Raw genomic sequence first — 21,790 nt, forward strand, 5'->3', positions numbered from 1 at the left:
ACACGTACACTCATCCGTCGATGGCCTTCCCACCGGCACCGCGGTTCCGCAATGCTGCGGTACGTTGGGGGAGTCGCAAAGGGTCGTAGCTCAATTGGTAGAGCACTGGTCTCCAAAACCAGCGGTTGTGGGTTCGAGTCCCTCCGACCCTGCTCCACACGTCACCCGACGGACGTGGGCAGGTAAAGCACTCGCCGTACCGCGCGACGGGCGCGACACGGCCACGACCCGGAGTCAGGTGAGGACGTAGTGACTGAGATCACGGACTCCATCGAGGCCCCTGAGCCTGACACATCCGAGGACGACGACACTCGGAAGCCCCGCCGCGGCGGCAAGCGCGGCAAGAAGGGCCCCCTCGGTCGGCTGGCGCTCTTCTACCGCCAGATCGTCGCGGAACTCCGCAAGGTCGTCTGGCCGAGCCGCAACGACCTGATCACCTACACCACAGTGGTGATTGTCTTCGTTGTCGTCGTCATCGGTCTCGTCAGCGTGATTGACTGGGGATTCTCGAAGCTCGTCTCGTACGTCTTCGGCTGATCCCGCGGTGGGCGCCGGTCCACGGGCGCCTGTCCGCATGTTCCACCCCTTGAAGTCAGGAAGAAGCAGTCACCGTGTCTGACCCGAACGTGAACGACGCCGGCGAAACCGTTGAGGGCGACGACACCGCGCTCGACATCGTCGAGGCCGCCGACGGCGAGATCGACCAGGCCGAGGCTGCCGACCTGAACGCCGGCGAAGCCGCCGAGCAGGCCGCCGTCCACGAGGACGAGGACGAGGAAGCCGCCGAGGCCGCCACGGACGAGGCGGCCGACGAGTCCGATGAGGACGCCGGGGACGCCGAGGCCGAGGACGACGGCGAGGCCGCCGAGGCCGAGGACGACGGCGAGGCCGCCGTGTCGGAGCCGGTCGTGGACGCGGTCGCCGCCTTCCGCGAGGAGCTTCGCACCCTGCCCGGCGAGTGGTACGTGATCCACACCTACGCCGGTTACGAGAACCGCGTGAAGTCCAATCTGGAGCAGCGCGCCGTCTCGCTCAACGTCGAGGACTACATCTACCAGGCGGAAGTTCCCCAGGAAGAAGTCGTCCAGATCAAGAACGGCGACCGCAAGACCATTCGGCAGAACAAGCTCCCCGGCTACGTGCTGGTGCGCATGGACCTGACGAACGAGTCGTGGGGCGTCGTCCGCAACACCCCCGGTGTCACCGGCTTCGTCGGCAACGCGTACGACCCGTACCCGCTGACCCTCGACGAGATCGTGAAGATGCTCGCCCCCGAGGTGGAGGCCGCGGCCGAGGCCGCCGCCATCGCCGAGGGCACCGCCCAGCCGCGCAAGGTCGAGGTCCAGGTGCTGGACTTCGAGGTCGGCGACTCGGTCACCGTCACCGACGGCCCCTTCGCGACGCTCCAGGCGACGATCAACGAGATCAACGCCGACTCGAAGAAGGTCAAGGGCCTGGTCGAGATCTTCGGCCGCGAGACCCCGGTCGAGCTGAGCTTCGACCAGATCCAGAAGAACTGACCCGGATCATCGGCGGAAGACGCCCCTACCAGCGGTTCACCCGCCGGTAGGGGCGTTTTTCACGCCGCGTGTGCCGTCCTGCGCGTGTCCCGTCCTGCGCGTGTGCCGTCCTGCGGGTGTCCCGTACGTCCACGTGGCGATCCGTGGAGATCTTCGTACGGGGACGGTTGTCTCCGTTGTATGACAGCGGTCACCGTCGGGCCACAGCGGACGCACATCGGAAACCCCGGGCGGGGGGAGAGCTGTCCTGGTGGTTGTAGCCGACGCGGACAACCGCTCTACCGACAGGGGATCTCCATGAACCGCCGCCGCACCGCCATCGCCGTCGTCCTCGGTACCGCCGCCGCGTTCCTCGCGACCGCCTGCGGGCCGTCGGACACCGGTTCGAGCGCGCCGGCGAACTCCGGAACCCCGGCCACGTCCTCCTCGGCCCCCGCCGCCCCCTCGGCCTCGGCGCCCGCGATGCCCTCGCCCAAGGCCACCGTGCCGACCGGCACGGGTGACAAGGGGAGCACGGGCGGCTCAGGGAAGACCACGGCGCCCGCCGCGACGGGCGCCAAGGATCCGGCCAAGGGGGCGTCCCCGATCCGTACGACGAAGCTGGTCGACGGCAGCACCGCCAAGATCTACAAGCTCGGCGACACGCACTACTACGCCAAGGTCATCGCCAACGGTGAACTCTTCACCTCGCTGGAGACCACGAACGGGCATGTGGACGGCGTCGACGCCAACGACATGTTCATCGTGCTCGACCTGGACGGCACCATCCACTCCTGGACGGGCGGCGCCCAGCAGGGACCGGGCACCTTCACCCTCGCGGGCGGCTGGACCGCCAAGGTCACCCGGGTCGCCGAGTTGCACTACAGCGCCCGCATCAGCGGCGGTGAGGGCGATGTGGCCACCCTCGACGCGAAGTCGGGCGACGACGGGCACTCCGCCGGAGTCAACGCCAACGGCATCTACATCGTCCTCGGCAACGACGGCCAGATCAGCGCCCACGCGTAACGGACGGGACGGGCGACCCCGGGATTTCAGGACCGGGGGCAATACCCGCTATCGTGGTGCGGTATGCCTGTACGCAGGCACGAACACTCTCAACAGGACCCGGAGAGAGCAATGCCTCCCAAGAAGAAGAAGGTCACGGGGCTGATCAAGCTCCAGATCAACGCCGGCGCGGCCAACCCGGCGCCGCCGGTCGGCCCCGCGCTGGGCCAGCACGGCGTGAACATCATGGAGTTCTGCAAGGCCTACAACGCGGCGACCGAGTCGCAGCGCGGCATGGTGATCCCGGTGGAGATCACGGTCTACGACGACCGTTCCTTCACCTTCATCACCAAGACGCCGCCGGCGGCCAAGCTGATCCTCAAGGCCGCGGGTGTCGACAAGGGCTCCGGCGAGCCGCACGTCAAGAAGGTCGCCAAGCTCACCCGCGACCAGGTTCGGGACATCGCCACGACGAAGCTCCCCGACCTGAACGCGAACGACCTGGACGCCGCCGAGAAGATCATCGCCGGCACCGCCCGCTCCATGGGCATCACGGTCGAGGGCTGACGCCCGAACTCGCGCAGTGGCCGACCGAGGAACGAGGTCGTCCGCGGAGCGAGTGAGCAGGAAGCCCGAGCAAATGGGGCGAGGGCTGACGCCCACCCCCGTACGTCAAGGGGCGGCGACGCCTCAGTGGAAGGGCCTGCTCGGCCCGCACCACGACTCCACCACGAGCAACCAGGAGCAGTAAGTGAGCAAGCGCAGCAAGTCCCTTCGCGCTGCCGACGGCAAGATCGACGCGGAGCGCCTGTACGCCCCGCTCGAGGCCGTCCGGATCGCCAAGGACACCGCGACCACCAAGTTCGACTCGACCGTCGAGGTCGCCTTCCGCCTGGGTGTCGACCCGCGCAAGGCCGACCAGATGGTCCGTGGCACCGTGAACCTTCCGCACGGCACCGGCAAGACCGCCCGGGTCCTGGTCTTCGCGACCGGTGACCGTGCTGCGGCCGCGGAAGCCGCGGGAGCCGACATCGTCGGCTCCGACGAACTGATCGACGAGGTGTCGAAGGGCCGTCTGGACTTCGACGCCGTCGTCGCCACCCCGGACCTCATGGGCAAGGTCGGCCGCCTGGGCCGCGTGCTCGGTCCCCGTGGCCTGATGCCCAACCCGAAGACCGGTACGGTCACCCCGGACGTGGCGAAGGCTGTCACGGACATCAAGGGCGGCAAGATCGAGTTCCGCGTCGACAAGCACTCGAACCTGCACTTCATCATCGGCAAGGTCTCCTTCGACGAGACCAAGCTGGTGGAGAACTACGCGGCGGCCCTGGACGAGATCCTGCGTCTCAAGCCGTCCGCCGCCAAGGGGCGTTACATCAAGAAGGCCGCCGTGAGCACCACCATGGGCCCCGGCATCCAGCTCGACCCCAACCGCACCCGCAACCTCCTCGTCGAGGAGGACCCGGCGTCCGTCTGATGACGACGCGGGGCCGCGCCTGAGAGCGCGTCGGGTGGCAGCGCCGTCCACAGCACCCGTCCACATGTCCGGCCTCCGTGCGCACCGCACGGGGGCCGGATTTGGTGTTGTGCGGACCCGTCCCGTACGCTTCCCGGGAAGCCAAAGACCGCTGGTCGTTGCCGTGCCCCGAAAAGGGCGTGGCGGCCGAAGGATCCGCTAGCTGCGGATGGCCCGCGCAGGTGATCGTGGATGAACTCCGGAAGGGATTTCCGCTCAGCGGAAGTCGGTTCCGTCGAGTCACGCCCCGTGCGCCTGCGCCGGGGCGTTCGTTTTTGCCAAGTCCCCTCCTTCAATTCCGTGCGGTCCGCAATCACCCGGAAGGAGGCCGAGACTCATGGCGAGGCCCGATAAGGCTGCCGCGGTTGCCGAGTTGACGGATCAGTTCCGCTCCTCGAACGCCGCTGTGCTGACCGAGTACCGCGGTCTCACCGTGGCGCAGCTCAAGACGCTGCGCCGTTCGCTCGGTGAGAACGTCACGTACGCCGTGGTGAAGAACACGCTGACCAAGATCGCGGCCAACGAGGCCGGGATCAGCACGCTCGACGACCTGTTCGCGGGTCCGTCGGCCGTCGCCTTCGTCGCCGGTGACCCGGTCGAGGCGGCGAAGGGTCTGCGTGACTTCGCCAAGGACAACCCCGCTCTCGTCATCAAGGGCGGTGTCCTTGACGGCAAGGCGCTGTCCGCCGACGAGATCAAGAAGCTCGCGGACCTCGAGTCCCGCGAGGTTCTGCTCGCCAAGCTGGCGGGCGCCATGAAGGGCAAGCAGTCGCAGGCTGCCACGCTCTTCCAGGCGCTCCCGTCGAAGTTCGTCCGCACCGCGGAGGCGCTTCGTGCCAAGAGGGCCGAGCAGGACGAGCAGGGCGGTGCCGGTACGCCGGCTCCCGCCGAGGCCGCGGAGTAACCACTCCCGCAGTCCAGCGGGCTCCGAGTACGCCCGCCGACATCGACAACCGGCACCAGCCGAATTAGTGGAAGGACCGCCATCATGGCGAAGCTCAGCCAGACCGAGCTGCTCGAGCAGTTCGAGACCCTCACCCTCATCGAGCTCTCCGAGTTCGTGAAGGCATTCGAGGAGAAGTTCGACGTCACCGCCGCCGCGGCCGTCGCCGCCGCCCCCGCGGGCCCGGCCGCCGCCGTTGAGGCTGTCGCGGAGCAGGACGAGTTCGACGTCATCCTCACCGGTGCCGGCGAGAAGAAGATCCAGGTCATCAAGGTCGTGCGTGAGCTGACCTCGCTCGGTCTGAAGGAAGCCAAGGACCTCGTGGACGGCGCCCCGAAGCCCGTCCTGGAGAAGGTCGACAAGGCTGCCGCCGAGAAGGCCGCCGAGTCCCTCAAGGCCGCCGGCGCCTCGGTCGAGGTCAAGTAACACCGAGCGGTACCCAGCAGTCCCCGTACGGCCCGCACAGGGCCGGACAGCCGTAGGGCGGTCACCCATCCGGGTGGCCGCCCTGCGGCGTTCCCGCGTTCTTGCGGCGGGGCGGTGCCACCGTCCGGATAAGGTGATCGTTCCCGCACAGGACCTGCTCCGGGAGCCATCCGGCAGGGGGCTGTGCGGGGGGCCGTGTGCCGGGCGGTGAGCATCTCTGCCAGGCCAGGGCCTTGACGAACCGCACGCGGCGCGCAATTCTCAGGACGCGTCGACACTTCGATCCGGGTTGGATGCATGGATCGGGGGAGATGCGGGAATGCATGGCGCAGGCGCGGATCCGGTTCCGAGGCGGGATCCGCAGGACGGACGAGGGGGCGATGATTCGGTACTCCGAATCTCTGCTCTGGACATCAGTGTGCCGAGTGGCTACACTGACCCTTTGCGCTGCCTGTTAGCTGCTGCCTGGCCCGTCACCAGGGGCATGCCCACGTCTGAGCACTGCTGAAGAAGCCTCCATCAGGGCTTTCTTCTGACGCTCAGGGGCGGACCGGTACGCGCGTAGTGAGTCCGAGCCCTCGGAAGGACCCCCTCTTGGCCGCCTCGCGCAACGCCTCGACCACCAATTCGAACAACGGCGCAAGCACCGCTCCGCTGCGCATCTCTTTCGCGAAGATCCGTGAACCGCTCGAAGTTCCGAACCTCCTCGCGCTCCAGACCGAGAGCTTTGACTGGCTGCTCGGCAACGCCGCGTGGAAGGCCCGTGTCGAGGCGGCCCTGGACAGTGGGCAGGACGTCCCCAGGAAGTCCGGTCTGGAGGAGATCTTCGAGGAGATCTCGCCGATCGAGGACTTCTCCGGGTCGATGTCGCTCACTTTCCGTGACCACCGATTCGAGCCTCCGAAGAACTCGCTGGACGAGTGCAAGGAGCGCGACTTCACGTACGGCGCCCCGCTCTTCGTCACCGCCGAGTTCACCAACAACGAGACCGGCGAGATCAAGTCCCAGACGGTCTTCATGGGCGACTTCCCGCTGATGACCAACAAGGGCACCTTCTGCATCAACGGCACCGAGCGTGTCGTCGTCTCGCAGCTCGTGCGCTCGCCGGGTGTCTACTTCGACAGCCAGATCGACAAGACGTCCGACAAGGACATCTTCTCCGCCAAGATCATCCCGTCCCGGGGCGCCTGGCTGGAGATGGAGATCGACAAGCGCGACATGGTCGGTGTCCGCATCGACCGCAAGCGCAAGCAGTCGGTCACCGTGCTGCTCAAGGCGCTCGGCTGGAGCACCGAGCAGATCCTGGACGAGTTCGGCGACTACGAGTCGATGCGCGCCACCCTGGAGAAGGACCACACCCAGGGCCAGGACGACGCGCTGCTCGACATCTACCGCAAGCTGCGTCCGGGCGAGCCGCCGACCAAGGAGGCCGCGCAGACCCTGCTGGAGAACCTCTACTTCAACCCCAAGCGCTACGACCTCGCGAAGGTCGGCCGCTACAAGGTGAACAAGAAGCTCGGCAGCGACGCGCCCCTGGACGCCGGTGTGCTCACCACCGACGACATCATCGCCACCATCAAGTACCTGGTGAAGCTGCACGCCGGTGAGACCGAGACCACCGGGGAGAACGGCTCCTCGATGGTGGTCGAGGTCGACGACATCGACCACTTCGGCAACCGCCGTCTGCGCAACGTGGGCGAGCTGATCCAGAACCAGGTCCGTACCGGCCTGGCCCGTATGGAGCGCGTGGTCCGCGAGCGGATGACGACCCAGGACGTCGAGGCGATCACGCCGCAGACCCTGATCAACATCCGGCCGGTCGTCGCCTCCATCAAGGAGTTCTTCGGCACCAGCCAGCTCTCCCAGTTCATGGACCAGACGAACCCGCTGTCCGGCCTGACCCACAAGCGCCGCCTGTCGGCGCTGGGCCCCGGCGGTCTGTCCCGTGAGCGGGCCGGCTTCGAGGTCCGCGACGTGCACCCGTCGCACTACGGCCGCATGTGCCCGATCGAGACCCCCGAAGGCCCGAACATCGGCCTGATCGGCTCGCTCGCCTCCTACGGCCGGGTCAACGCGTTCGGCTTCGTCGAGACCCCGTACCGCAAGGTCGTCGAGGGCGTCGTCACCGACGACGTCGACTACCTGACCGCGGACGAGGAAGACCGCTTCGTCATCGCGCAGGCCAACGCGCCGCTCACCGAGGACCTGCGGTTCGCCGAGTCCCGCGTGCTGGTCCGCCGCCGCGGCGGCGAGATCGACTACATCCCCGGCGACGACGTCGACTACATGGACGTCTCGCCGCGCCAGATGGTGTCGGTCGCGACCGCGATGATCCCGTTCCTGGAGCACGACGACGCCAACCGCGCGCTCATGGGATCGAACATGATGCGCCAGGCCGTGCCGCTGATCAAGGCGGAGGCGCCGCTGGTCGGCACCGGCATGGAGTACCGCTGCGCGGTCGACGCCGGTGACGTCATCAAGGCGGACAAGGACGGTGTGGTCCAGGAGGTCTCCGCCGACTACGTCACCATCACCAACGACGACGGCACGTACACCACGTACCGCGTCGCGAAGTTCTCCCGCTCCAACCAGGGCACGTCCTTCAACCAGAAGGTCGTCGTCAACGAGGGCGACCGGGTCGTCGTCGGCCAGGTGCTCGCCGACGGTCCCTCGACCGACGAGGGCGAGATGGCCCTCGGCAAGAACCTCCTGGTGGCGTTCATGCCCTGGGAGGGCCACAACTACGAAGACGCGATCATCCTCAGCCAGCGGCTGGTCCAGGACGACGTCCTCTCCTCGATCCACATCGAGGAGCACGAGGTCGACGCCCGGGACACCAAGCTCGGCCCGGAAGAGATCACCCGGGACATCCCCAACGTCTCCGAGGAGGTCCTCGCGGACCTCGACGAGCGCGGGATCATCCGGATCGGCGCCGACGTCGTCGCCGGCGACATCCTGGTCGGCAAGGTCACGCCCAAGGGCGAGACCGAGCTGACCCCGGAGGAGCGCCTGCTGCGCGCGATCTTCGGCGAGAAGGCCCGTGAGGTCCGTGACACCTCGCTGAAGGTGCCGCACGGCGAGGTCGGCAAGGTCATCGGCGTCCGCGTCTTCGACCGCGAGGAGGGCGACGAACTGCCGCCCGGTGTCAACCAGCTCGTGCGCGTGTACGTGGCGCAGAAGCGGAAGATCACCGACGGCGACAAGCTCGCCGGCCGCCACGGCAACAAGGGCGTCATCTCGAAGATCCTGCCGGTCGAGGACATGCCGTTCACCGAGGACGGCACCCCGGTCGACATCATCCTCAACCCGCTCGGCGTCCCGTCCCGGATGAACCCGGGACAGGTGCTGGAGATCCACCTCGGCTGGCTCGCCAAGCAGGGCTGGGACGTCTCCGGTATCGGCGAGGAGTGGGCGCGTCGCCTCCAGGCGATCGACGCGGACGTCGTCGCCGCCGGCACCAACGTCGCGACCCCGGTCTTCGACGGTGCCCGCGAGGACGAGATCCGCGGTCTGTTCGAGTCCACCATCCCGAACCGCGACGGCGACCGCATGGTCCTGCCGTCCGGCAAGGCCCGGATGTTCGACGGCCGCTCCGGCGAGCCGTTCCCGGAGCCGATCTCGATCGGCTACATGTACATCCTCAAGCTGCACCACCTGGTGGACGACAAGCTGCACGCCCGCTCCACCGGTCCGTACTCGATGATCACCCAGCAGCCGCTGGGTGGTAAGGCGCAGTTCGGTGGCCAGCGATTCGGTGAGATGGAGGTGTGGGCGCTGGAGGCGTACGGCGCCGCTTACGCCCTCCAGGAGCTGCTGACCATCAAGTCCGACGACGTGCTCGGCCGCGTGAAGGTCTACGAGGCCATCGTCAAGGGCGAGAACATCCCCGAGCCGGGCATCCCCGAGTCCTTCAAGGTGCTCATCAAGGAAATGCAGTCGCTCTGCCTCAACGTGGAGGTGCTGTCCTCGGACGGCATGTCCATCGAGATGCGTGACACCGACGAGGACGTCTTCCGCGCCGCGGAAGAACTCGGTATCGACCTGTCCCGGCGGGAGCCGAGCAGCGTCGAAGAGGTCTGACGGGCCGGTCGCCCGGTCCCTCCAGGACCGGGCGGCCTCTCCCAGGACCGTTCAGACCATGTTTGACAATCGACCCCGACCGCGTTTTTTGGTCGGGTGGAACCCGAAGGCGGGATTGACGACAAGTGCTCGACGTCAACTTCTTCGACGAGCTGCGGATCGGCCTTGCCACCGCGGACGACATTCGTACCTGGTCGCACGGCGAAGTGAAGAAGCCGGAGACCATCAACTACCGCACGCTCAAGCCGGAAAAGGACGGGCTCTTCTGCGAGAAGATCTTCGGCCCGACCCGGGACTGGGAGTGCTACTGCGGGAAGTACAAGCGGGTCCGCTTCAAGGGCATCATCTGTGAGCGCTGCGGCGTCGAGGTCACTCGCGCCAAGGTGCGTCGTGAGCGGATGGGCCACATCGAGCTGGCCGCGCCCGTCACGCACATCTGGTACTTCAAGGGCGTTCCGTCGCGCCTCGGCTACCTGCTCGACCTCGCCCCGAAGGACCTGGAGAAGGTCATCTACTTCGCGGCGTACATGATCACGTGGGTGGACGACGAGCGCCGCACGCGTGACCTGCCGTCGCTGGAGGCCCAGGTCTCCGTCGAGCGTCAGCAGGTCGAGCAGCGCCGTGACTCCGACGTCGAGGGCCGGCAGAAGAAGCTGGAAGCCGACCTGGCCGAGCTGGAGAACGAAGGCGCCAAGGCCGACGTCCGCCGCAAGGTCCGCGAGGGCGCCGAGCGCGAGATGAAGCAGCTCCGCGACCGTGCGCAGCGCGAGATCGACCGGCTCGACGAGGTGTGGGCCCGCTTCAAGAACCTCAAGGTCCAGGACCTGGAGGGCGACGAGCTGCTCTACCGCGAGCTGCGCGACCGCTTCGGTACGTACTTCCAGGGTTCGATGGGTGCCGCGGCGCTGCAAAAGCGCCTGGAGTCCTTCGACCTGGAGGAGGAGGCCGAGCGCCTCCGCGAGATCATCCGTACCGGCAAGGGTCAGAAGAAGACCAGGGCGCTCAAGCGTCTCAAGGTCGTCTCCGCCTTCCTCCAGACCACCAACAAGCCCAACGGCATGGTGCTGGACTGCGTCCCGGTGATCCCGCCGGACCTGCGTCCGATGGTGCAGCTCGACGGTGGCCGCTTCGCGACCTCCGACCTCAACGACCTGTACCGCCGTGTCATCAACCGCAACAACCGCCTGAAGCGGCTTCTCGACCTCGGCGCCCCCGAGATCATCGTGAACAACGAGAAGCGCATGCTCCAGGAGGCCGTCGACGCGCTCTTCGACAACGGCCGTCGCGGCCGCCCGGTCACGGGCCCCGGCAACCGTCCGCTGAAGTCGCTGTCCGACATGCTCAAGGGCAAGCAGGGCCGCTTCCGGCAGAATCTGCTCGGCAAGCGCGTCGACTACTCCGCCCGTTCGGTGATCGTCGTCGGCCCGCAGCTCAAGCTGCACCAGTGCGGTCTGCCCAAGGCCATGGCGCTGGAGCTCTTCAAGCCGTTCGTGATGAAGCGCCTGGTGGACCTGAACCACGCGCAGAACATCAAGTCGGCCAAGCGCATGGTCGAGCGCGGCCGTACGGTCGTGTACGACGTGCTCGAAGAGGTCATCGCCGAGCACCCGGTGCTGCTCAACCGCGCACCGACCCTGCACCGTCTGGGCATCCAGGCATTCGAGCCGCAGCTCGTCGAGGGCAAGGCCATCCAGATCCACCCGCTGGTCTGCACCGCGTTCAACGCGGACTTCGACGGTGACCAGATGGCCGTGCACCTCCCGCTGTCCGCGGAGGCGCAGGCCGAGGCCCGCATCCTGATGCTGTCCTCGAACAACATCCTCAAGCCGGCCGACGGCCGTCCGGTCACCATGCCGACCCAGGACATGGTGCTCGGACTGTTCTTCCTGACCACGGACTCCGAGGAGCGCGAGGTCATCGGGGAGAACCGGGCGTTCGGTTCGGCCGCCGAAGCGATCATGGCGTTCGACAACCGTGAGCTGACGATGCAGGCGCCGGTCGACATCCGCTTCCCGGTGGGCACCGTCCCGCCGCGTGGCTGGGTGCCGCCGGAGCCCACCGAGGGCGAGGAGCCGTACCAGCTCGGCGACACCTTCCGGCTGCGGACGACGCTCGGCCGCGCGCTCTTCAACGAGCTGCTGCCCGAGGACTACCCGTTCGTGGACTACGCGGTCGGCAAGAAGCAGCTCTCCGAGATCGTCAACGACCTCGCCGAGCGCTACCCGAAGGTCATCGTGGCGGCGACGCTCGACAACCTGAAGGCGGCGGGCTTCCACTGGGCGACGCGTTCCGGTGTCACCGTGTCCGTCACGGACATCGTCGTGCCCGAGGCCAAGAAGGCCATCGTCAAGGGCTACGAGGAGCAGGACGAGAAGGTCCAGAAGCAGTACGAGCGCGGCCTGATCACCAAGGACGAGCGCACGCAGGAGCTCATCGCGATCTGGACCAAGGCGACCAACGAGGTCGCCGTGGCGATGAACGCGAACTTCCCCAAGACCAACCCCATTTTCATGATGGTCGACTCGGGTGCCCGAGGAAACATGATGCAGATGCGGCAGATCGCCGGTATGCGCGGTCTGGTGTCGAACGCGAAGAACGAGACCATCCCGCGTCCGATCAAGGCGTCCTTCCGTGAGGGCCTGTCCGTGCTGGAGTACTTCATCTCCACCCACGGTGCCCGTAAGGGTCTGGCCGACACCGCGCTGCGTACCGCCGACTCGGGTTACCTGACCCGTCGTCTGGTGGACGTCTCGCAGGACGTGATCATCCGCGAGGAGGACTGCGGCACCGAGCGCGGTCTGAAGCTGCGGATCGCCGAGCGCGGCGCGGACGGCGCGCTGCGCAAGACGGACGACGTCGAGACCAGCGTGTACGCGCGCATGCTCGCCGAGGACGTCGTGGTGGACGGCAAGGTCATCGCGCCCGCCAACGTCGACCTCGGTGACGTGCTGATCGACCAGCTCGTGCGGCACGGTGTCGAGGAGGTCAAGACCCGCTCGATCCTCACCTGCGAGTCGACCGTCGGCACCTGCGCGTACTGCTACGGCCGTTCGCTGGCCACCGGCAAGCTCGTCGACATCGGCGAGGCCGTCGGTATCATCGCGGCCCAGTCGATCGGTGAGCCCGGCACCCAGCTCACGATGCGTACCTTCCACACCGGTGGTGTGGCCGGTGACGACATCACGCAGGGTCTGCCGCGTGTCGTCGAGCTGTTCGAGGCCCGTGTCCCGAAGGGTGTCGCCCCGATCTCCGAGGCGTCCGGCCGGGTGCGGATCGAGGAGACCGAGAAGACGAAGAAGCTCGTCGTCACCCCGGACGACGGTGCCGAGGAGATCGCCTACCCGATCTCCAAGCGCGCCAAGCTCCTGGTGGGCGAGGGCGACCACGTCGAGGTCGGCCAGAAGCTGACCTTCGGTGCCACCAACCCGCACGACGTGCTGCGCATTCTGGGCCAGCGCCAGGTGCAGATCCACCTGGTGCAGGAAGTCCAGAAGGTCTACAACTCGCAGGGCGTGTCGATCCACGACAAGCACATCGAGATCATCATCCGGCAGATGCTGCGCCGGGTGACGATCATCGAGTCCGGCGACGCGGAGCTGCTGCCCGGCGAGCTGGTCGAGCGCGGCCGGTTCGAGACCGAGAACCGGCGTGTGGTCTCCGAGGGCGGTCACCCGGCCTCGGGCCGTCCGCAGCTCATGGGTATCACCAAGGCGTCGCTGGCCACGGAGTCCTGGCTGTCGGCCGCCTCCTTCCAGGAGACGACCCGGGTGCTGACCGACGCGGCGATCCACGCCAAGTCGGACTCGCTGCTGGGCCTGAAGGAGAACGTCATCATCGGCAAGCTGATCCCGGCCGGTACGGGCCTCGCCCGCTACCGCAACATCCGGGTGGAGCCGACCGAGGAGGCCAAGGCCGCGATGTACTCGGCCGTCGGCTACGACGACATCGACTACAGCCCGTTCGGCACCGGCTCCGGCCAGGCCGTTCCGCTGGAGGACTACGACTACGGCCCGTACAACGGCTGAGTTTCGTCCCGTTGCTGTCACACAGGGCGGCCATCCCTCTCGGGGATGGCCGCTCTGCGGCATTATGGATACATGCTTGCCGGGGATGCGGACAGAGAGCGCGCGGTGAACGTGCTGAACGAGGCGTTCACCGAGGGGCGGTTGAAGCAGGAAGAGTACGAGGACCGGTTGGGGCGGGCCTACGCGGCGCGTACGTACGGGGATTTGGACCGGCTGACGGCGGACATTCCGCGGCCGTCCTCGCCGTATCCGGTGCCTCCGACGTTCGGGCCGCCGCAGCCGTTCAGGTACGCGCCGCCGGTCATGGCGCCCGTGCCGAAGACGAACGGGGCGGCGATCGGGGCACTGGTGTGCTCGCTGGTCGGTTCGCCGATCTTCGGGATGGCGTCGATCGGCGCGGTCGTGCTCGGGCACACCGCGAAGCGGCAGATCCGCGAGCGCGGCGAGCAGGGTGACGGGATGGCGACGGCCGGGTTGGTGATCGGTTACCTCGGGCTGGCCTTCTGGGCGCTGGTCTGGGTGGTGGCAATCTTCGAGTAGTCGCCGGCCTGCGCGTTTGCATTTGTTTTGACCGCAGCCGATGCGGTAGGTACGCTCTGTCCTTGTGCCTGGGGTGTGCCCGGGTCCTCGCGCGTGCCATGCGACCGCGAGAGGGCACCGAGGCCGCGTCACCCGACATACGCACTTCTCCGTTGGTTCGGATTCGTGTGGGGTCCGCGACACACCCGACCGCGTGGGTCGGTCCCCAGGTTAGATTTATCGAGATCGGCACACAGAAACCGGAGAAACGGTGCCTACGATCCAGCAGTTGGTCCGAAAGGGCCGGCAGGACAAGGTCGAGAAGAACAAGACGCCCGCGCTGAAGGGTTCCCCGCAGCGTCGTGGCGTTTGCACGCGTGTGTACACGACCACCCCGAAGAAGCCGAACTCGGCGCTGCGCAAGGTCGCGCGCGTACGGCTGACCAGCGGTATCGAGGTCACGGCTTACATCCCGGGTGAGGGTCACAACCTCCAGGAGCACTCGATCGTGCTCGTGCGCGGCGGTCGTGTGAAGGACCTTCCGGGTGTTCGTTACAAGATCATCCGCGGTTCCCTCGACACGCAGGGCGTCAAGAACCGTAAGCAGGCTCGTAGCCGCTACGGCGCCAAGAAGGAGAAGTAAGCATGCCTCGTAAGGGCCCCGCCCCGAAGCGCCCGGTCATCATCGACCCGGTTTACGGCTCCCCGCTGGTGACGTCGCTCGTCAACAAGATCCTCCTGCACGGCAAGCGCTCCACCGCTGAGCGCATCGTGTACGGCGCCCTTGAGGGCCTTCGTGAGAAGTCGGGCAACGACCCGGTCATCACGCTGAAGCGCGCGCTGGAGAACATCAAGCCGACCCTTGAGGTCAAGTCCCGCCGCGTCGGCGGTGCGACCTACCAGGTGCCGGTCGAGGTCCGTCCGGGCCGTCAGAACACGCTGGCGCTGCGCTGGCTCGTCGGTTACTCCCGCGCCCGTCGCGAGAAGACGATGACCGAGCGTCTGATGAACGAGATCCTCGACGCCAGCAATGGCCTGGGTGCTTCCGTGAAGCGCCGCGAGGACACGCACAAGATGGCCGAGTCCAACAAGGCCTTCGCGCACTACCGCTGGTAGTCACCACCCACATCGAGACCGAGAGAAGACTGAGCCACATGGCCACCACTTCGCTTGACCTGGCCAGGGTCCGCAACATCGGGATCATGGCCCACATCGACGCGGGCAAGACGACGACCACCGAGCGGATCCTGTTCTACACCGGTGTCTCCTACAAGATCGGTGAAGTCCACGACGGCGCAGCCACCATGGACTGGATGGAGCAGGAGCAGGAGCGCGGCATCACGATCACGTCGGCCGCGACGACCTGTCACTGGCCGCTCGATGATGTCGACCACACCATCAACATCATCGACACCCCCGGTCACGTCGACTTCACCGTCGAGGTGGAGCGTTCGCTCCGCGTCCTCGACGGCGCCGTCACGGTGTTCGACGGTGTCGCCGGTGTGGAGCCGCAGTCCGAGACGGTGTGGCGTCAGGCCGACCGTTACGGCGTGCCCCGCATCTGCTTCGTCAACAAGCTCGACCGCACCGGCGCGGAGTTCCACCGCTGCGTCGACATGATCGTGGACCGCCTCGGTGCGGTGCCGCTGGTCATGCAGCTCCCGATCGGCGCGGAAGCCGACTTCAAGGGCGTGGTCGACCTCGTCCAGATGAAGGCGCTGGTCTGGTCCGCGGAAGCGACCAAGGGCGAGATGTACGACGTCGTCGACATCCCGGACACCCACGTCGAAGCGGCCGACGAGTGGCGCGGCAAGTTGCTCGAGGCTGTCGCCGAGCACGACGACGCCATGATGGAGCTGTACCTGGAGGGCCAGGAGCCCGACCAGGAAGCGCTCATCGCGGCCATCCGCCGGATCACCCTGGCGTCCAAGGGCGCCAAGGACTCCGTCACCGTCACCCCCGTGTTCTGCGGCACCGCGTTCAAGAACAAGGGCGTTCAGCCCCTGCTCGACGCGGTCGTGCGCTACCTCCCGTCGCCGCTGGACGTCGAGGCCGTCGAAGGCCACGCCGTCGGCAACGCCGAGGAGATCATCAAGCGCAAGCCGTCGGACGAGGAGCCGTTCTCCGGCCTCGCGTTCAAGATCATGAGCGACCCGCACCTGGGCAAGCTCACCTTCGTCCGGGTCTACTCGGGCCGCCTGAACGCGGGTTCGGCTGTGCTGAACTCCGTCAAGGGCAAGAAGGAGCGCATCGGCAAGATCTACCGCATGCACGCGAACAAGCGTGAGGAGATCGAGTCGGTGGGCGCGGGCGACATCATCGCCGTCATGGGCCTGAAGCAGACCACCACCGGTGAGACGCTGTGCGACGACAAGAACCCGGTGATCCTGGAGTCCATGGACTTCCCGGCGCCGGTGATCCAGGTCGCGATCGAGCCCAAGTCCAAGGGTGACCAGGAGAAGCTGGGTGTCGCCATCCAGCGGCTCTCGGAGGAGGACCCCTCCTTCCAGGTCCACTCGGACGAGGAGACCGGCCAGACCATCATCGGCGGTATGGGCGAACTGCACCTCGAGGTGCTGGTCGACCGTATGCGGCGCGAGTTCAAGGTCGAGGCCAACGTCGGCAAGCCGCAGGTCGCGTACCGCGAGACCATCCGCAAGACGGTCGAGCGCATTGACTACACCCACAAGAAGCAGACCGGTGGCACCGGTCAGTTCGCGAAGGTGCAGATCATGCTGGAGCCGCTGGAAGGCGGCGACGCGACCTACGAGTTCGTCAACAAGGTCACCGGTGGCCGCATCCCCCGCGAGTACATCCCGTCGGTGGACGCCGGTGCGCAGGAGGCCATGAAGTTCGGCATCCTGGCCGGCTACGAGATGGTGGGCGTCCGCGTCACCCTTCTCGACGGTGGCTACCACGAGGTCGACTCCTCCGAACTGGCATTCAAGATCGCCGGTTCGCAGGCGTTCAAGGAGGGTGCCCGCAAGGCGAGCCCCGTGCTCCTCGAACCGATGATGGCCGTCGAGGTCACCACGCCCGAGGACTACATGGGCGATGTCATCGGCGACCTCAACTCCCGCCGTGGCCAGATCCAGGCCATGGAGGAGCGCAGCGGCGCCCGCGTCGTCAAGGGCCTGGTTCCGCTGTCGGAGATGTTCGGCTACGTCGGTGACCTGCGGTCCAAGACCTCGGGCCGGGCCAGCTACTCCATGCAGTTCGACTCCTACGCCGAGGTTCCGCGGAACGTCGCCGAGGAGATCATCGCGAAGGCCAAGGGCGAGTAACGCCTGAAATCCTCAGCGCGTATCACCCTTTAGGCTTGACAGCAGGCTTCGGGGCAATCCGCCGCAATCCGGAAGGTGTGTACCGGACGGTGCGCGGCGGGTGCCCCGGCAGTCCGCATTCCAGCAAAGATCACCTGGCGCCGATGAAGCAAGGCGTACAGATCCACTCCCCAGGAGGACCCCAGTGGCGAAGGCGAAGTTCGAGCGGACTAAGCCGCACGTCAACATCGGCACCATCGGTCACATCGACCACGGTAAGACGACGCTCACCGCGGCGATTACCAAGGTGCTGCACGACGCGTACCCGAACCTGAACGAGGCCTCGGCCTTCGACCAGATCGACAAGGCTCCTGAGGAGCGCCAGCGCGGTATCACCATCTCGATCGCGCACGTCGAGTACCAGACCGAGTCGCGTCACTACGCGCACGTCGACTGCCCCGGTCACGCGGACTACATCAAGAACATGATCACCGGTGCGGCGCAGATGGACGGCGCCATCCTGGTGGTCGCCGCGACCGACGGCCCGATGCCGCAGACCAAGGAGCACGTGCTCCTGGCCCGCCAGGTCGGCGTGCCGTACATCGTCGTCGCCCTGAACAAGGCCGACATGGTGGACGACGAGGAGATCCTGGAGCTCGTCGAGCTCGAGGTCCGTGAGCTGCTCTCCGAGTACGAGTTCCCGGGCGACGACCTGCCGGTCGTGCGCGTCTCCGCGCTCAAGGCGCTTGAGGGCGACAAGGAGTGGGGCGAGAAGCTCCTCGGCCTCATGGAGGCCGTGGACACCGCGATCCCGACCCCCGAGCGTGACGTCGACAAGCCGTTCCTGATGCCGATCGAGGACGTCTTCACGATCACCGGTCGTGGCACCGTCGTCACCGGCCGCATCGAGCGTGGTGTGCTGAAGGTCAACGAGACCGTTGACATCATCGGCATCAAGCAGGACAAGACCACCACCACGGTCACCGGCATCGAGATGTTCCGCAAGCTGCTCGACGAGGGCCAGGCCGGTGAGAACGTCGGTCTGCTCCTGCGTGGCATCAAGCGCGAGGATGTCGAGCGCGGCCAGGTCATCATCAAGCCCGGTTCGGTCACCCCGCACACCGAGTTCGAGGCCCAGTCCTACATCCTGTCGAAGGACGAGGGTGGCCGTCACACCCCCTTCTTCAACAACTACCGTCCGCAGTTCTACTTCCGCACCACGGACGTGACCGGCGTCGTGACCCTCCCCGAGGGCACCGAGATGGTCATGCCGGGCGACAACACGGCGATGACCGTTTCGCTCATCCAGCCGATCGCCATGGAAGAGGGCCTGAAGTTCGCCATCCGTGAGGGTGGGCGCACGGTGGGTGCCGGCCAGGTCACGAAGATCAACAAGTAGTAGCCCGCGGCTCGCTCCGAGCCGACGAGGGTGCCCCGTATCGCTTCCCGCGATCCGGGGCACCTTTGCGTTGTCGCCCCTTTGCGTTGTGCCCCTACGGGGCGAGCCCCTTGCGTTGGAAGACGTGGGGGCTGGCCGGGAGGGTGTAGCGCAGCGTCAGGCCGGTCGGGGTGAGGGCGGCGGAGGGGAGGCCGCCCGGGGCGGGGACGGCCGGGAGGGGGGTGTAGGCGACGGCGCCGCCGGGCGTGTGCTGGGCCCAGTGGTGGACGGTGGTGTGGCCGGAGGCGAAGACGTGGACACGGCCGCGGCGGTCGGTGACGACGGCGAGCCCGTCCTGGACCTCGGCGCCGCCGAGATCGCGCCAGGGGCTCCAGACGCCGGCGGTCAGCACCCGGGTGCTGACCCCCTTGGCCGCGTTGCGCGCGAAGAGGTGCACGCTGCCGTCAGGGGCCGCCACGGCGACCGGCGCACCGGTCCCGCGGGTACGGTCCGGACGCGTCTCGGGACTGCCGAGCGAGGACCAGCCCCCGTCGCGCCACATCACGATGTCGCGGGTGTTCGGCCCGCCGTGCCCCTCCAGGACGGCGAAGCGCAGTGCGAACAGCAGGGTGCCGCCGTCGCGGGTCCGTACGCAGGACAGCGCGGGCGCCAGCGTCCCGCCGCCGAGATCCTGGGGCGGCCCCCAGACCCCGCTGCCCGGCCGGGTCTGCTCGCGCCGCACCGCCCGTGTACCGAGCACTTCGTACGCGGCCCCGCCGACCACGATCCGGCGCGCCCCGGGATAGCGGCGGTGCGTCGAGCGGATCCAGCCCTTGTGGTTGGCCAGCGGCTCGTTCTCGCCCTGGCCGTAGTCTCCGCAGCCGCCCGGATTCCCGCAGCGCCACGCCTGGTTGCCGCCGTACTGGAAGAGGAAGCGCGCCTTGAGCGCGACGGTCGCGGGCGGCAGGTTGTACGGCCAGTGGTGGTTGTAGTAGCCGCGATAGGCGGTGATGGTGAAGGCGGGCACCGCCCTGGCGGGGCCGTTCGCCGACTCCGACACCCACTGCGCCATCGCCTTCCACGTGAACAGCGCCGTCGCGGTGTGGTCCCGGTGGTCGGAGAAGCCGGGCTGCTCACTGGCCGCCGGATGCCGCTTGTCGTGCACCTGGATGTCGGGGTCCGGGTCCAGCGTCCTGATCTCCGTCGGGCGGAAACGTTCCATCAGGCCCGCCAGTACGTCCACCAGCTTCTGGTGGGTGTACGTGCCGCGCCCGTTGGCGGGCGCGGGCGCGTTCTGCGCCACCACGTACCGCAGTACGGTGCCCGGCACCTCCCACATCATCGGCAGGCTCGCGCTCGAGCTCAGCTCGTGCATCGACACCTGGAGGAACACCAGGCGCGCGTGCATCGCGCCGTGCCGCAGCTCGTCCATCTCCGCGTGCAGACCGCCGCCGACGTCGATCACGTCCGTGGTCCACCGGGTGAAGTGCGGCAGCCCCAGCATCGTCGCGTACGCCTGCCGCAGGCCCTGGTGGCGGGAGGAGGAATACGCGGCCTGGTCCCTGCGGTGGCGCTTGCGCGGGCCGAACGGTTCGTGGTTGACGCCTGTCGACTCACCCGCCGTCACGTACACCGACACCACGGGCGTGCCCGCCTGGAGCGAGTGCAGCGTGTCCGGGTTCATGAAGAACAGGTCGTCGTCCGGGTGGGCCATCACCTGGAGCACCAGCGGGTCGCCCTGCGGGCGGTACGGCTGCGTCGCCAGCGGGTCCGCCGGGGCCGGGAGTCTGCGCGGGGCGGTGTCCTGGGCCTGGGACGTGCAGCCGCTCAGGGCCGCTGCCGCGGCCGTCGCTCCCGCCGTTGCCACCGCTGCCGTCAGCAGGGAGCGGCGGGAGGGGTGGTCTGGGCTGTCGTGGTCCTTCACGCCCGCTAAGAGCCGCTTCGCGGCGGTCAGGTTGCCTCGTCCGCCGCCGCCGACACCTTGCGCAGGACGGCGCCCCGTCAGGGGCGCGGCCCTGGGCGGTTCTTCTGCCGGGGGCGGCAGGCCGATCTTCTCAGTGGCGCGGAGAACTGCGCGGGCGACCCGGACGCTCCCGCACGTCACCAGCGGCCCCGGCGGGGCAGTCCGGTTGTCGTCGGACCACCCGCCGGTGGTGGGTCGCCCGCGCAGTTCCTCGCGCCCCTGCGGGGCCCGTCCTGCCGCCTCGGCAGAAGAACCGCCCAGGGGCCGCACCCCGGCTCCCCGCTTCCCCGCACATGCAGGGCCCGCCCGTCAGGGGCGCGGGGGGCACCTCCCAGCGGTAGCTGGGGGAGGAACTGCGCGGGCGACCCACCACCGGCAGGTGGTGACGTGCGGGAGCGTCTCGGCCTGTCGGGCGGGTACCCGCGCCCGTCAAGACCTGGCCCTGCGCGAGGGCGCCGCGCTGGTGGGGGGACCTGCCCGGAGGGCGGCTAGTGGCGGATGAGGCGGTCGGCGGCGCGGGTGGTGAGGAGGAGAAGGAGGGCGGTGAGGAGGGCGGTGGGGAGGAGGAGTTGGGCGGCGGAGGCGGGGTGGAGGCCGTGGACGAGGGGCGGGTCGAGGAGGAGGGAGAGGGCGGTGACGGAGACGAGGGGCCCGGCGGCGTACCAGGCGAGGAAGATCAGCGGGCCGGGGCCGCCGACGGGGGAGCCGCCGCCGAGGAAGAGGAGCTGGGTGCGGGCGGGCCCGCGGCAGGCGGAGAAGAGGGCGGCGGCGGTGAAGGGCGGGGCGCACAGGGGCATGAGCAGCAGCGCCGAGGGGGTGCCGGTCACGGCGAAGGGGACCGCGGCGAGCAGGCCGAGGAGCGCGCCGAGGACGGCGGGCACGACGGCGTGGTGCAGCATCAGCGTGCGGAAGCGGAACGGCGCCCAGGCGGCCCGCCGTACGTCGTCGGTCTCCAGCCGCGCGGCCTCGGCGAGCGCGCCGACCGCCAGGTAGCCGAAGAGCAGGCCGAGGACGAGGCCGACGACCCGCCGTTCCCCGCCGAGGTCCACGCCGAGCCCGGCGGTGGCGGCGCCGCACGCGGTCCAGACGGCCGCCTTGCCGAGCCGCCCGGGAGCCCGCAGCAGCGCCAGCAGGTCGCGCCACTCGACGACGAGGTGGCGGCCGAGCCGCCCG

Annotated in this window: 15 protein-coding genes, 1 tRNA gene and 1 pseudogene; 15 read left to right on the top strand and 2 right to left on the bottom strand. The window is 68.0% G+C overall.

What is annotated here, in order from left to right; all coding sequences use genetic code 11:
- Positions 1-79: 79 nt before the first annotated feature.
- The 15 genes from BGM09_RS25390 to tuf all read left to right on the top strand — a co-directional run bounded on the left by BGM09_RS25390 (position 80) and on the right by tuf (position 18,675).
- Positions 80-152 (top strand) — tRNA-Trp (locus BGM09_RS25390).
- A 106-nt stretch (positions 153-258) separates the two neighbouring features.
- Positions 259-537, top strand: a complete 279-nt coding sequence (gene secE / locus BGM09_RS25395; protein ID WP_317452892.1) for a preprotein translocase subunit SecE — start codon at positions 259-261, stop codon at positions 535-537.
- Between the two features lie 74 nt (positions 538-611).
- On the top strand, positions 612-1,520 hold the full coding sequence (nusG, locus tag BGM09_RS25400) for a transcription termination/antitermination protein NusG (RefSeq protein WP_188284023.1): 909 nt from the start codon (positions 612-614) through the stop codon (positions 1,518-1,520).
- A gap of 297 nt (positions 1,521-1,817) precedes the next feature.
- Positions 1,818-2,525 carry a hypothetical protein gene (locus BGM09_RS25405; RefSeq protein WP_188284024.1) on the top strand — a complete coding sequence of 236 codons (708 nt, stop codon included), beginning with the start codon at positions 1,818-1,820 and terminating at the stop codon, positions 2,523-2,525.
- Between the two features lie 111 nt (positions 2,526-2,636).
- Positions 2,637-3,071: a 50S ribosomal protein L11 gene (gene rplK, locus BGM09_RS25410; RefSeq protein WP_188284025.1), complete on the top strand. Its 435-nt coding sequence runs from the start codon at positions 2,637-2,639 to the stop codon at positions 3,069-3,071.
- A gap of 184 nt (positions 3,072-3,255) precedes the next feature.
- Positions 3,256-3,981, top strand: coding sequence for a 50S ribosomal protein L1 (rplA, locus tag BGM09_RS25415; protein WP_188284026.1), 726 nt, complete (start codon positions 3,256-3,258; stop codon positions 3,979-3,981).
- A gap of 376 nt (positions 3,982-4,357) precedes the next feature.
- Entirely contained in the window at positions 4,358-4,924 is a 567-nt protein-coding gene (gene rplJ, locus BGM09_RS25420; protein WP_188284027.1) for a 50S ribosomal protein L10, read from the top strand.
- Positions 4,925-5,008: 84 nt separating this feature from the next.
- Complete coding sequence (gene rplL, locus BGM09_RS25425; RefSeq protein ID WP_188284028.1) at positions 5,009-5,389, top strand: 50S ribosomal protein L7/L12; 381 nt, start codon at positions 5,009-5,011, stop codon at positions 5,387-5,389.
- 594 nt (positions 5,390-5,983) lie between these two features.
- Positions 5,984-9,469, top strand: coding sequence for a DNA-directed RNA polymerase subunit beta (gene rpoB / locus BGM09_RS25430; RefSeq protein WP_188284029.1), 3,486 nt, complete (start codon positions 5,984-5,986; stop codon positions 9,467-9,469).
- Positions 9,470-9,594: 125 nt separating this feature from the next.
- Complete coding sequence (locus BGM09_RS25435) at positions 9,595-13,494, top strand: DNA-directed RNA polymerase subunit beta' (protein WP_188284030.1); 3,900 nt, start codon at positions 9,595-9,597, stop codon at positions 13,492-13,494.
- A 72-nt stretch (positions 13,495-13,566) separates the two neighbouring features.
- Positions 13,567-14,034, top strand: a complete 468-nt coding sequence (locus BGM09_RS25440) for a DUF1707 and DUF4190 domain-containing protein (RefSeq protein WP_188284031.1) — start codon at positions 13,567-13,569, stop codon at positions 14,032-14,034.
- A 250-nt stretch (positions 14,035-14,284) separates the two neighbouring features.
- Positions 14,285-14,656: a 30S ribosomal protein S12 gene (gene rpsL, locus BGM09_RS25445; RefSeq protein ID WP_014144289.1), complete on the top strand. Its 372-nt coding sequence runs from the start codon at positions 14,285-14,287 to the stop codon at positions 14,654-14,656.
- A gap of 2 nt (positions 14,657-14,658) precedes the next feature.
- Positions 14,659-15,129 carry a 30S ribosomal protein S7 gene (gene rpsG, locus BGM09_RS25450; RefSeq protein ID WP_093713199.1) on the top strand — a complete coding sequence of 157 codons (471 nt, stop codon included), beginning with the start codon at positions 14,659-14,661 and terminating at the stop codon, positions 15,127-15,129.
- Positions 15,130-15,167: 38 nt separating this feature from the next.
- Positions 15,168-17,297, top strand: a complete 2,130-nt coding sequence (gene fusA / locus BGM09_RS25455) for an elongation factor G (RefSeq protein WP_188284032.1) — start codon at positions 15,168-15,170, stop codon at positions 17,295-17,297.
- 184 nt (positions 17,298-17,481) lie between these two features.
- Positions 17,482-18,675 (top strand): elongation factor Tu, encoded by a 1,194-nt coding sequence (gene tuf, locus BGM09_RS25460; RefSeq protein WP_188284033.1) that lies wholly within the window; start codon positions 17,482-17,484, stop codon positions 18,673-18,675.
- Positions 18,676-18,769: 94 nt separating this feature from the next.
- Here the strand turns inward: tuf and BGM09_RS25465 are convergent, their stop codons facing one another.
- Entirely contained in the window at positions 18,770-20,578 is a 1,809-nt protein-coding gene (locus BGM09_RS25465) for a PIG-L family deacetylase (RefSeq protein WP_188284034.1), read from the bottom strand.
- Positions 20,579-21,105: 527 nt separating this feature from the next.
- Positions 21,106-21,790: pseudogene (locus BGM09_RS25470) on the bottom strand (hypothetical protein); the annotation flags it as partial.

Source organism: Streptomyces sp. CBMA29 (assembly GCF_014596445.1).
Lineage (GTDB): Bacteria > Actinomycetota > Actinomycetes > Streptomycetales > Streptomycetaceae > Actinacidiphila.

Coding starts and splice junctions, on each gene's coding strand:
- BGM09_RS25405 (WP_188284024.1), top strand. CDS start 1,818: ATGAACCGCCGCCGCACCGCCATCGCCGTCGTCCTCGGTACCGCCGCC.
- rplK (WP_188284025.1), top strand. CDS start 2,637: ATGCCTCCCAAGAAGAAGAAGGTCACGGGGCTGATCAAGCTCCAGATC.
- rplJ (WP_188284027.1), top strand. CDS start 4,358: ATGGCGAGGCCCGATAAGGCTGCCGCGGTTGCCGAGTTGACGGATCAG.
- rplL (WP_188284028.1), top strand. CDS start 5,009: ATGGCGAAGCTCAGCCAGACCGAGCTGCTCGAGCAGTTCGAGACCCTC.
- BGM09_RS25440 (WP_188284031.1), top strand. CDS start 13,567: ATGCTTGCCGGGGATGCGGACAGAGAGCGCGCGGTGAACGTGCTGAAC.
- rpsG (WP_093713199.1), top strand. CDS start 14,659: ATGCCTCGTAAGGGCCCCGCCCCGAAGCGCCCGGTCATCATCGACCCG.
- fusA (WP_188284032.1), top strand. CDS start 15,168: ATGGCCACCACTTCGCTTGACCTGGCCAGGGTCCGCAACATCGGGATC.